This window comes from Streptomyces sp. NBC_00829 (assembly GCF_045161795.1).
Lineage (GTDB): Bacteria > Actinomycetota > Actinomycetes > Streptomycetales > Streptomycetaceae > Streptomyces.
Genome location: NZ_CP108868.1, coordinates 341,572 through 352,899, shown reverse-complemented (window position 1 = coordinate 352,899; position 11,328 = coordinate 341,572). Strand labels below are relative to the sequence as shown.

Genomic DNA, 11,328 nt, shown 5'->3' with positions numbered 1-11,328 from the left:
CACCAGTGGCACACAGCTTGGCGGTCCGGCCCGAGAGCGGGCGGCGTACGTGGACGGTGATCGACGAGAGGTACCGGACGGTCGCCCCGGTCGAGGAGTGGTTGGAGGCTCACCGGCATCTGTGGTCGCCGAACACCGTCCGTGGCTATGCCACGTCGCTGGCCCAGTGGTGGACGTTCCTCGAACAGCGCGACGAGACCACGAACTGGCGGGATCTCGGGGTCCCGGCGGTGTCCGGATTCCTGTCCTGGCTGCGCAACGGCCGCACCGTCGAGCACGCCCTGGTCGCGCCCGAGGAAGCGCCCGCGCCGGAGACGCTGGAGACCAGGCTGGCCGCGCTGATCTCCTTCTACCGCTGGCAGGGGGCGGTCTACTCGGTGCCGGTCGCGGGCCGGCTGATGCGCGGAACGCCGCGTCGGGCCCCCGCCCGCGGACTGCTCGCGCACCTGGATGCCCGCACGGTGCCGAGCCCGTCCTCACTGGTCCGAGTCCGGCGGCATCGCCATCGCGGACGACCGCCGCTGCTGCTGCCGACGGAGATCCAGGCGATCCTGGACGGCTGCGCGAGGCCGGACCCGTCCAGCGGCGAGTGGGCGGGAAACCTGCGCGACCGGCTGCTGTTCGCCTTGCTGGCGGAGAGCGGGATGCGCCTGGGCGAGGCCCTCGGCCTGCGCATCAGCGACTTCGTCATGGGCCGGGGCGGCACGCCCTACGTCGAGATCGTGCCGCGCGAGGACAACCAGAACGGCGCGAGGGTGAAGATGATGCGCCCGAGACGGGTCTATGTCGGCACCGATCTGGAGCGACTGTTCGTCGACTATCTAACCCATCTGGCCTGCCGGGCAGCGGAGTTGGGCTTGGAGATCGGTACGGACTCGCCGCTTCTGGTGAACCAGGACCGGCCCCCGCTGTTGGCCGCCCTGCGGGAAGGGACAGTGCGGGACAAGACCGCCGCCCTGCGCAAGAAGAAGATCGGACCGGCGTCGTGGACGCCGCACTGGTTCCGCCACAGTCACGCCACCGCGTTGCTGCTGGCCGGCACGCCTGAGTGGGTGGTCTCCCGCCGACTCGGTCACGCACACGTGCAGACCACACTCGACCTATACGGCTGGGTCCGGGAGGACGAGGCTCTGCGGGCCGCGGCGAACTGGAAGTCGTACACCAGCGGATGGCAGGTGGCCGACAGTGAGTGAGGATCTCCGCCGGCTGCGCCTGGCCGGTCAGATCGACCCCGTCGAGCGTCTCCGCCGCGACCTGCCTGACGCCTGGCGAGGCCCGGTCATCGGTCCCGACATCCCGGACTGGCGCACTGCCCCCGGGGCCCACAAGGACAATCTCATCCTGACCGGGCTCCCCGAGACCTTCCAGGTCGAGCTGGCCTGGATGGCGCACTGGCAGGAAGTCGTGGACGGCACGCCCGCCTCGGTCCAGCCGATCAACCAGTTCGCGCTCGTTCTGCGCCGGGCGATGAAGGAGAACAAGCCGTTTCCCGCGTCAGTCCGGGAGATGAGCTGGGAGACGGCTGAAGCACTGCTCGGTTGGTTCTACGCAACCCGCTGGAAGAAGCTCCTTCCCGAGCACTGCCGCAGCCGCCTGCGGGCTGTGTTCCGACTCGCCCGTTGGGCCATGATCGCGCGTTGCCACGACGGGCACTGGTGGGAGCTGGACGTGTGGCATCCCCGCTGCAATCCGCGGATTCCCATCTCCCCGCGGGAACCTCACAACAGCCGTGTCACACCCGGCCGGATCAACCACGCCTGGCTTCGCGCTGCCGTCAAATGGCACCTGGGCACCAGTCTGGAGGCCGGCACCCTGCGCTGGTCCACCATCAGCCAGGCCCGGCTCCTGGTGCGGTTCGACCGGTGGCTCGCTGTTGCCTTCGACGACGCCACGGACGTGCTCGGCGACCCAGCGGAAGCGCCCGCCCAGGCGGCCGCGTTCCGGCACTGGGCCGCCGACCCGGCCAACCGGTGGCACCGGCCCCGAGACCGGTCACAGAAGGGCGTGGTGCACCCCCGTCTCATCAACAACGACCTGCAAGCAGTCGGCGAGTTGTTCGCGTTCGTTGCTGAATATTCCGCCGAAGCCCGTTCAATTCTCGGCCCGTCATCGCCTTGGCGACGCGTCACCGAAGCACACGCGGCCAGCTGGTTTCACCAGGCATCCCTGCGCACGCCCCGGCAGCATGACCTCAACGACGAGCACTACGTCGATGACCGTGCACTCGAGCAGATCACCGCCGCGCTGCCCCTGATCAGCCTGCCACGCGGCCAGCACATGACCGTCACCCGCAGCGACGGCACCCAAGTCTCAGCCGAGGGATTCGGCGACCCGCAGGCCATGCGCATGATCCTGCTCCAGATCCTCACCGGCCGCCGCGCCAGCGAGGTCCGGATCTGCGAGTTCGACTGCCTCTCGCCAGCCGACGGTCCAGCAGACGCAGACGGCGAGGTCATCCGCTTCCGCTACGCCCAAAGCAAGATCGACATCGCGCCGGACACCATCCTCATCGACCACGAAGTCGCCGCCGTCATCGAAGAACAGCAACAGTGGGTCCGCAAGCAGTTCCCGAACATCGAGCCCAGGTTCCTGTTCACCCAGCGCATCAGCAACCTCGCCGGAACCAAGCCCTACTCCTCGGGCACCTACGGCCGAGCACTGCGGAACTTCAGCGACATCGTCCAGATCCGGGACAGCAAAGGGAGACCGGTGAAGCTCAGCCACACGCACCGGTTCCGACACACCAAGCTCACCCGTCTCGCCGAACTCGGCCTGCCTGTCCATGTGTTGATGCGCTATGCCGGGCACGCCACCCCCTCGATGTCGATGCACTACATCGCCGCCCGCCAGGAACACGCAGAGCAGGCATTCCTGGCCACCGCCAAGCTGAAGGCAGACGGCACCCAACTCGTCCTCTCCCACAACGATCACGACAGTCTTCACCTGTTCAACCGTGCCGACCGGTTCCTGCCCCACGGCTGGTGCCTGCTGCCACCCCTGCAGAAGTGCGACAAGGGAAATGCCTGCCTGACCTGCTCAGTCTTCGTCACCGACGCCTCCCACAAGCCCGCTCTGGAACGGCAACTGGCAGAGACCGAAGCCCTGATCGACCGCGCAACCACGGCCTTCCAGGAACGTCACGGTCGTCCCATGCCCGAGGACAACGTCTGGCTCCTGCAGCGGCGGGCCGAACACGCAGCCCTGACCCGGCTCCTGGACACCATCCGCGACAAGGCCGGCCGCGCGGTCCAGGGCGCCGGCTGCGGCCCCGCCCCCACCGGTCCGGTTCCCCTCGCCCTCGACCTCGACCGCCACCGAAGGACCCGGCCGTGACCGACGCCCGCACCAAGCGCACGCAGACCCTCGCCGCCGCCGCCAAAGCGAAATCGCAGGCCAAAACGAAGGCCGCGGAGCAGGCGATCCGCGCTCTCATCAAGCGCGGCGAGCCGATCACCTTCCAGGCCGTCCAGCGGGAGGCCAACGTCTCCCACGCCTTCCTCTACGGACACCCCGACCTGCGCGGACGCATCGAACACCTCCGAGCTCAGGCACGTCCGATCCCCGCTCCGGCTCCTCCGGCCGATGAGCAGACCACCCTCGTGCTCGCGCTGACCAGCCAGATCGCCCGGCTGAAGAAGCAGCACCGCGAGGAAACCCAAGCCTTGCGAGATGCCCTGGAACGGGCCCACGGCGAGAACCTCGACCTCCGCCGCGAACTCGCCCGCCGCAGCGGAAGCATCCCATCGCCTTCCCAGGTCATCGGCCCCTGCTGACCACGTTGTGTCGATCGAAGAAAGGTGCTGAGCAGCAGAAACACACACAGAACAAGATCGAACCGTCGATAACGAGCGGCGGGATCCACCTGTGGTACCGGGCGCAGGACACGAGCCGGTACGTGCAGGGCGCGGGCCGGCTCGGCTGGCAGGTCGACGTGCGGGCTGGGTGGTCCACCGCGGTCGCGCCCGACACCGTCACCGCGGCCGGCAGCTACCGGATGGTCGGGGACCAGGAACTGCCGGCGCGTCTGCCGCGCTGGGTCGCGCTGGAGCTGGACCGTGTAGGGCTGCGCCACCGTGACGCGGCACCCGTCACGAAGGAGTTCCGGCAGCGCATGGCCACCGAGCCGGGCACATGGACTCAACGGAGCATGCTGGCGCCGCCCCCGGACAGCGACCGCGGTTTCTGGCTGGCGGCCGACCATCTCCTCGGCGGTGGCCTGGTCCGGGACTTCGGCGCCGAGCACGTCGTGATCGGCGCGCCCGGCCAGATCCGCGCCACGCCGTGTCCCGCCCGGTGGGCGAACTCCACGGCCCGCAGCTCCGCCGTAATCTGCCCGTCGGCGGTGCGCTCGACAACGGCGAGGCCGGGCCACGACGGGGACGCACTGCTCACGTGCGCCAGCAGTTTGCCCCCGGGAGCGAGCTGTTCGACGAGGGCCGTGGGCACGCGCTCCACCGTGTACGACACGAAGATCCGGTCGAACTCCCGCCCCGCAACGCCCTGTTCTCCTGACCCGCACACCACCTCTGGACGGAACCCGAGATCGGCCAGCCGGGCCGCAGCCGCGTCAGTGAGGTGCCGATCCCGGTCGAGGGAGACCACCCCCTGGTCGCCGCAGACCTGGCAGGCCACCGCGGCGGTCACTCCCGCTCCCGTCCCGACGTCCAGCAGCCGCAGACCCGGACGCAGATCCAGCTCCTCCAGCAGCGAGGCGGTCAGACCCATCACCGTCGACATTGACGTGATCGACGCCCCCGACCGCGTCCCGCGCGCCCGGCCCACCAACGGCTCGCCGTCGTGCTGGACGAGCACACTGGCCCCGCCGTACAGCAGCCCGAGCAGCTCGGGGCGGTCCTGCGGCGCCGACCAGTCCAGCAGGTCCCACCGCGGCGGCTCCTCGCTCGGCGCACTGCGCCGTACGTACGCCTGCGGCATCAGAACCTCGCGCGGCAGGGCGAGCAGCGCCTCACGTACCGGGCCGGCCGCCAGATCGCCAGCCTTCTCCAGGCGGGCGACCATCGCTGCCCGGGCTGCAGCAGCACCGCGGTCACCCCGGGTGCCGCGGCTGTCCGCCGACCCGGTGACTTCTGCCGTCTCCGTGTGGAAGGGGTCCGTAGTGGAAAACGTCGCTGGAGCGTGCGCAGCTGGGGAAGCGGGCCTTCGCGTGGTCTCCCCGGTGTTCAGGTCCGTCATGTGGCGCCTCCGTCCAACGAGCTCTCACGGCGGATGTCTGCGGCGGCCGCCGCTCCAGGGGCCGGCACCTGAGGTGGAGGGCCGGGGCGCGGTAGTTCTTCGGCAGGCGCGGGTTCCTCCCGCTCGGGCGGGGCACCGGGCATCTGCCGCAGGCCGCGCAGCGGAGAGAGCGCCAGGACCAGGAGCGGCACAGTGAGCAGAAAGGCACCGACGACCAGGGCGGCCCGGACACCGGCCCACGTCCCCAGTGCGCCGGCGAGCAGCGCGCCGACCGGCCTGGCACCCGATGTCAACCAGGTGCTCACCGCCTGCATCCGTGCCTGCATGCGGGAGTTGGTGATGATCTGACGGATTGACCGCTGGGTGGTGCCCGCCGCACCCGCGCACGCCAACTGCACGAACAGCGCCGCACCGATCACGATCTGCCAGCCAAGGCCGGGAGAGGCGAGCAGCAGCGGAATCTGGGTCACCGGCGTGATCGCGAGCGCGGCCAGCATCATCGGCCCGGGCCCGATCCGTCGAGCAAGGGCAGGGGCGAGGAGCGCGCCGGCGGCCGCGCCCAGGGCGCCGAGCCCCAGCACGACACCGAACGCCGTGGTGCTCATCGCAAGGGTGCGCAGCAAGTACAGCGCCCACAGTGTGTTGAGCAGTGCGAGGGCGAAGGAAGTCGACGCGTTGACCAGCGTCAAGGTACGCAGCCGGTCGTCACTGCGTACATACCGCACGCCCTCGCCGATCTCCGCCCACAGCCGACGCTCCCCGGTACGTGCCCGGTCGGTCTTGGGCATGCGGATGCGCGCGGTGCACCAGGCACTGATGAGATAGGAGAGGACGTCTCCGAGCAGGGCTCGGGCCGGTCCGACCAAGGCGGTCAGAGCGGCGCCGAGGTTGCTGCCGCCGGTCGCGGAGAGGGCGAAGAGTGCGCCGACCCGGCTGTTGCTCCGCTGGATCAAGGACCGGTCGACCAGGCTGGGCAGGATGCTGATGGCCGCCGCGTCATGCACCACGCCCGCGGCGCCCTGCACCACGGCGACCGCCATGAGTTGGGGCAGGGTCAGTGCGTCGAGGGCTGCCGCCACCGGCACCGTGGCCAGTGCGGCCGCACTGACCAGATCCCCGATGATCATCTGGCGCTGCTTGGAATGGCGGTCAGCGAGCGCCCCGGCGTGCAGGGCGAGCACCGCGGGTGGCAGCAGTCCAAGGAACGCCAACCAGGCCACCTGAGAGGTGGTGGCGTGCAGCTCCAGGACGGCGATCACCGGGATCACCATCGAGCTGATCGAGCTGCCGGTCACGCTGGCGCTCTGCCCGATCATGAACGTCCGGAAGTTGCGGTGCCGCCACAGCGACGTCTGGAGCCGAGCGGGAGAGTCAGCGGAGCTGGTCACGGAGCACCTCCTCCGCCTCGTCCAGGCGGGCGCACAGCACACCCAGGGCCTCGTGGCGGGCCCGCCCGTACGCCTCCAGCTGACGGGTGACCGCGGTTGGGTCGTCGAGCGGCTCCGAGAGCGGGTACACCGAGCAGGCCAGGTAGCCGGCCGCCACCCGGGGCACCGTCATGAGGTCCTCGTCCGGTATGGCCGGGTTGGTCTCCCGGTAGGCGGCGACGGCCGTGGCCAGGCCCGTGGGCCAGTCCGGGGCGGTCAGGACCGTGCGCGGATCGAGCACGATGCGTCCCAGCTCCCACATCGGGCTGCGGTGCGTCGGCGGCCGGAAGTCGACGACCGCGGCGACCTTCTCGCCTCTCAGCATCAGGTTGAGGGAGGACAGGTCGCCATGGACGATCTGCGCTGCCACGGTCAAGGGGAGTGCTTCGAGCATGGATGCCGTGGCGGGGAGTTCGTCCAGCCGTTGTTGGGCGGCGTCTCTCGACCACGCTCCGAACGCGGAACTCGGGGGTTGCTTCGCGTAGCTGTCGAGGAGCCGTTCCAGGCGCTGGCGGCCCCGCTCGATGTCACAGACCTCGTGGGACGGGGCGCGGCGCGGCGGCCCGTCCGGATGTCGCGCGAGCGTGCGGTGCAGTCGGCCCACGGTCGCGCCGACGGCGGCCCACTGCTCGCCGTGCAGGCCGCCTTCCGCTGTCTCGGCGCCCTCGGCGAACGCGGTGACGGCCACCGCCAGGCAGCCTTCGACGGCGATGAGGTCGCCGTCCAGGGTCCGGCGCATCGCCGGCACCGGGACCCCGCCGAGTGCGGCGAACTCGGCCAGCTCGAGGGCGCGCCCCTCGGCGCCCAGGTCAGCGTGCTCTGGGTAGGCCTTCACAAACCATCGGCGGCCGTCGCCGTCCTTGGCCACGTAGTTGCACGTGGCGGTCCCTGACGGCCCTTCGCGGACGTCGGTGGGGACGACGCGGTAGTGCAGCGCCAGGATTCCCGCCACGGCCGTGACGTCGAACTGCGCGTTCAATGCCCGGCCTCCGGCCTGCCGGGGCCGTTCATCAGCCGGCGCAGCGCCCGGGCGTCCGCCTGTAGTTGGGCCTCTTCCTGGCGCCCGAGGTCGAGCACGTCGAAGGGCAAGGGGCCGCCCGGCGCCGGGTCCGCACCCGCCTCCCGTCGCGGCACGACGTGATGGTGGGCATGCGGAATGGCGTTACCGAGGAGCAGGTAGTTCATCTTCAACGGCTGGTAGTGCGCCTCAAGTGCGCGGCCCAGGGCGAGGGTGTCCCGCCAGAAGGCGGCGGCTTCGTCGTCCGAAAGTTCGGTGGGCTCGGCCACGTGGCGCGCGGTCACGATGGTGATGGAGTAGCCCCGGACTTGCCCGGAGCGCCAGAGATAGGACTGGGACACCTCGCCGCGGTGCAGCAGCAGCCCCCATCCGATGTCATCGGCCGTCCAATCGTTGCCGCACATTGGGCAGTCGTGGCCGGCGCGGTGCGCGAGGAAGTGCTCAGGCCAGGAAGAGCTGGGTGTCGGTGGGAGCGTCACAGGTGCTCACCAGCCCGTCTGAGTGTACGGGCGGCCCGCGACGATGCCTTCGATCGCCAGGCGGGTGTACGGCACGACCTTTGCCGGAAGATCCTGCGGGCTGAACCACCGCCACGCCACGCACCGGTCGGGCTCCAGGAGTTGCGGGGTACCGGACCATGCCCGGGCCTGGAAGACGAGCGCGATCCGTGCCCGCGCCGTCGGCGAGTCGACGTGGTGGACCACATGCACGAGCTCGATGTCACCGGGATCGATGATCAGCCCGGCCTCCTCCTGAGCTTCGCGCACCAAACAGCTGATGGCGGCTTCCCTCTCGCAATGACCTGCCAAAAAGTGCCATTCGTCCGATGCGAAGGCCGAGTCGGGATGGCGCAGTCCGAGGAGGATCCGGCCCTGCCCGTCCTGGAGGTGAAGGTGGACGCCGATGATGTGGAGTTCGGTCCCCTCCGGTGCCTCTTCGTGCAGTGGGCGGATGCGGTCCGGCGGGCTGCCGGCCGGGGGGTGCTCGGCCGCGTGGCGGCGGATCAGGTCGCCGAGACCGGGACTCATGGGTAGTCGGTCCAGCATGTCGGGGGTGAACCATTGCAGGAGGACGCCCTCTTGTAGGTCCGCCGTGTCGGGGTGTCCACTCCAGCGGGCCGTGAAGACCTTGATCGGCACCGCGAGGCCGTCGACGCTCGTCGCCTCTTCGACTGCGTAGGGCACCAAGCCCACCGGTGCAAGGCCGGGGGCCTCCTCGGCGAGCTCCCGCCGCAAGGTGTCCTCCAGGCACCGGTCATCCCTTTCGCGCCCGCCTCCCAGGAGGTCGAAGACCCCGGGCGCCCAGATGCCCTCCCGCAGATCCCTGAGATGAAGCAGGTAGCGTCCGAAGCCGTCGTGGACCAGAGCCGACGCGTTGACTGGCTCCGGCTGCCCGTCGAGCCCATCGGCCTCGGCGTCCGACAGCTTGGCCCGCAGCGTTGGGGACCTGACGTCGGCGAACGCAAGCCACTGGGAACCCGAGACCTCTTCGTCCTGGAGCCTGAGCGGCGGCAGCTGCTCGGCGCTGACGTAGAAGGCGAAGCGGAAGTCGAAGTGCTGATGGCTCGGCTCGCCCTTTGCGGGATTGGCGTCGATCCCCTGCACGTCGATGTCGATCGGGCCGCCCAGGAACTGCGGGGTCAGACACAGGTCACCGGGCCGGATGCCCGTCTCCTCGGACACCTCCCGAAGAGCAGCGGCCATCAGGCTCCGGTCCGCCTCGGCGTGCCCGCCCGGGGTGAGCAGCAGCCCAGTGGCCTTGTGGACGATGTGCAGTACGCGCCGGTCTCGGTCGATGACGACCGCGCTGCAGGTGACGTGGCCGGGAAGAGTCGCCCGGCTGGACGGGTCGTCCGGCCCGTCCAGGACGGCAAACAGGCCGGCCAGGGACTCTCGCTCGTGCGGGTGCCGAGTCAGGTAGCTGTCGAGGGTCGCGCGGATGTGGGAGCGGGTGATCGGCACGTCAACACCTCGGAGAAGCATGGAAGGGCTGGTGGATGGGTCGAGGCTGGGCGGGTCAGCGGGGGCCGTGCGCCCGGGCGGAGCTGGTGAAGTGGTGTCGGTTCCCTTCACGCGCGGGTTCCGTGCTTCTCGCCGGCCGGCTCCGAGGTGACCTGGTAGGACAGCAACTGCTGGAACAGGCCGCCTTCTTGGGCGGCGAGGTCCTTGTAGGTGCCCTCCTGCACGACTCTGCCCTCGTCGAGGACAACGATCCGGTCGGCCACGGCGACGTTGGTGATGCGATGCGTGACCAGCAACACCACCCGGTCCTGGGCCAGGTCCCGCAGCCGCTGGAAGATTCTGTATTCGGCGCGAGGGTCGAGGTTTATCTGGGGTTGTCAAGTAGCTGCCCAGGTCGGGATGCCCAGTGCGACTGAGGCACGTGAGCCAGGTTGCCGCGAAGTCAGTCTGACAGGTTGGCCGTCGATCGTAGGAACTGTCGGCCGATCAGCTTTGGGCAAGAAGCCGAGCATCACCCGCCGATGGTGAAGAACGACCGGCTCAACCACGTCGGCTACCTCTGGGCGTTCTCCGCCATCACCGCCTCATCCGGAGCCAAGGCTCACTACCGGCGACGGCGGGACGAAGCCGGTGACTGGCACGCCGGCGCCCAGAGGAACCTCTTCAACCGCATGATCGGCCAGCTCCACCACTGTCTCCAGAGCCGCGAACGGTTCGACGAGCACAAGGCTTCCCCACCGCACTCGCTGCCGCAGCTTGACGAGTTAGAGCCCTGAGGTGTCTGCTTCGCCACCAGCACCAAGGATGTGCCCATCGGCGCCCTCGAACTGCTGGCATCGCCAGCGAGCCAGAGCCGAGGACCGCATCCGCGCTGCCCGTGCCACTGGCCTGCGCGACCTCCCCCTGCACGACTCCGCGCAGAATCGGATCTGGCTGGAGATCGTTCAGATCGCCCTCGACCTGCTCGCCTGGATGCCGATGCTCGTCCTGACCGGCAAGCCCCGGCTGTGGGAGCCCCGACGGCTCTGCCTGCGGCTGTTCTCCACCGCCGCCCAGCTCGTCACCACCGGACGCCGCCGCACCCTCCGCCTCGCCCACCACTGGCCCTGGACCCGTTTGATCACCGACGCCCTGGCCCGGCTCGACGCCCTCCCGAACCCCGGCTGACCAGTACTTTCCCGTCCCGGCGACACCATCCCGCCGGAGCCGTGGAACCCGGCGCCCACCCGACCGACAGCCGGGCCGCCACCATGCCCGTCTCTGCCCCAACACGCCGAAAGGGCCAGCCAGTTGAACTGACAAGCCGCCATGAAATGCCGAGGTTAGAGCGGTTCGTGCGTCGGGGCACTGACAGCCAGCGGTCGCGGCCGTGGCGGCAGTTAGCTATATTTTGAGTGATGCGCATCACCTGCATGGCGAAGATCTCCCCGCTATGGGTGGGGAGAACGAAGAGCTGGAGGGATGGGCTTGTGATGGAATCACAGTTTTCCGAATTCGTTGAGAAGCTCAAGACCGATGTCCATCTGCGACAGAAGGTTCTATTCGCGGAACACGCTGTCGCGCGTGACATGGACACCCTCAGCCGGATCGCGGCCGGTGAAGGATTCGACATCAGCGAGATTACTCGCCCGCCACATGGGCAGCCGACGCCGACCGACAGTGAAATGGATGCGATGTCGGCGTCGTGCTGTTGGGTCTTTACCTCCGTGTGCACCGTGTAAGCGACCAA

At 69.4% G+C, this 11,328-nt stretch carries 9 protein-coding genes and 4 pseudogenes; 7 read left to right on the top strand and 6 right to left on the bottom strand.

Annotated features, from left to right (window positions below; genetic code table 11):
• The first annotated feature begins 5 nt into the window (after nucleotides 1-5).
• From OG293_RS41340 to OG293_RS41325, 4 genes and pseudogenes are all read left to right on the top strand, one after another.
• Complete coding sequence (locus OG293_RS41340) at nucleotides 6-1,193, top strand: tyrosine-type recombinase/integrase (RefSeq protein ID WP_331752458.1); 1,188 nt, start codon at nucleotides 6-8, stop codon at nucleotides 1,191-1,193.
• On the top strand, nucleotides 1,186-3,333 hold the full coding sequence (locus tag OG293_RS41335) for a tyrosine-type recombinase/integrase (protein ID WP_331752457.1): 2,148 nt from the start codon (nucleotides 1,186-1,188) through the stop codon (nucleotides 3,331-3,333). The genes OG293_RS41340 and OG293_RS41335 overlap by 8 nt, the downstream gene beginning before the upstream one ends.
• Nucleotides 3,330-3,773 carry a DUF6262 family protein gene (locus tag OG293_RS41330; protein WP_331752455.1) on the top strand — a complete coding sequence of 148 codons (444 nt, stop codon included), beginning with the start codon at nucleotides 3,330-3,332 and terminating at the stop codon, nucleotides 3,771-3,773. The genes OG293_RS41335 and OG293_RS41330 overlap by 4 nt, the downstream gene beginning before the upstream one ends.
• A 5-nt stretch (nucleotides 3,774-3,778) precedes the next feature.
• Nucleotides 3,779-4,024: pseudogene (locus OG293_RS41325) on the top strand (bifunctional DNA primase/polymerase); the annotation flags it as partial.
• Between the two features lie 113 nt (nucleotides 4,025-4,137).
• Here the strand turns inward: OG293_RS41325 and OG293_RS41320 are convergent.
• The 6 genes and pseudogenes from OG293_RS41320 to OG293_RS41295 form a co-directional block, all read right to left on the bottom strand.
• On the bottom strand, nucleotides 4,138-5,019 hold the full coding sequence (locus OG293_RS41320) for a protein-L-isoaspartate O-methyltransferase family protein (RefSeq protein WP_406003926.1): 882 nt from the start codon (nucleotides 5,017-5,019) through the stop codon (nucleotides 4,138-4,140).
• Between the two features lie 170 nt (nucleotides 5,020-5,189).
• Entirely contained in the window at nucleotides 5,190-6,581 is a 1,392-nt protein-coding gene (locus OG293_RS41315) for an MFS transporter (RefSeq protein WP_331752450.1), read from the bottom strand.
• Nucleotides 6,565-7,599 carry a phosphotransferase gene (locus OG293_RS41310; protein ID WP_331752448.1) on the bottom strand — a complete coding sequence of 345 codons (1,035 nt, stop codon included), beginning with the start codon at nucleotides 7,597-7,599 and terminating at the stop codon, nucleotides 6,565-6,567. The genes OG293_RS41315 and OG293_RS41310 overlap by 17 nt, the downstream gene beginning before the upstream one ends.
• On the bottom strand, nucleotides 7,596-8,042 hold the full coding sequence (locus OG293_RS41305; RefSeq protein WP_006378580.1) for an HIT family protein: 447 nt from the start codon (nucleotides 8,040-8,042) through the stop codon (nucleotides 7,596-7,598). Before OG293_RS41305 ends, OG293_RS41310 begins: the two co-directional genes overlap by 4 nt.
• An 81-nt stretch (nucleotides 8,043-8,123) precedes the next feature.
• On the bottom strand, nucleotides 8,124-9,599 hold the full coding sequence (locus OG293_RS41300; protein ID WP_331752444.1) for an NUDIX domain-containing protein: 1,476 nt from the start codon (nucleotides 9,597-9,599) through the stop codon (nucleotides 8,124-8,126).
• Between the two features lie 107 nt (nucleotides 9,600-9,706).
• A pseudogene (locus tag OG293_RS41295) lies at nucleotides 9,707-9,976 on the bottom strand (ABC transporter ATP-binding protein); the annotation flags it as partial.
• A gap of 139 nt (nucleotides 9,977-10,115) precedes the next feature.
• On the opposite strand from OG293_RS41295, the pseudogene OG293_RS41290 reads away from it, so the two are divergent.
• The 3 genes and pseudogenes from OG293_RS41290 to OG293_RS41280 all read left to right on the top strand — a co-directional run.
• Nucleotides 10,116-10,375 (top strand): annotated as a pseudogene (locus OG293_RS41290) (IS110 family transposase); the annotation flags it as partial.
• Between the two features lie 6 nt (nucleotides 10,376-10,381).
• Nucleotides 10,382-10,766: pseudogene (locus OG293_RS41285) on the top strand (transposase); the annotation flags it as partial.
• Between the two features lie 230 nt (nucleotides 10,767-10,996).
• Nucleotides 10,997-11,320, top strand: coding sequence for a hypothetical protein (locus OG293_RS41280; protein ID WP_331752442.1), 324 nt, complete (start codon nucleotides 10,997-10,999; stop codon nucleotides 11,318-11,320).
• Nucleotides 11,321-11,328: the final 8 nt, after the last annotated feature.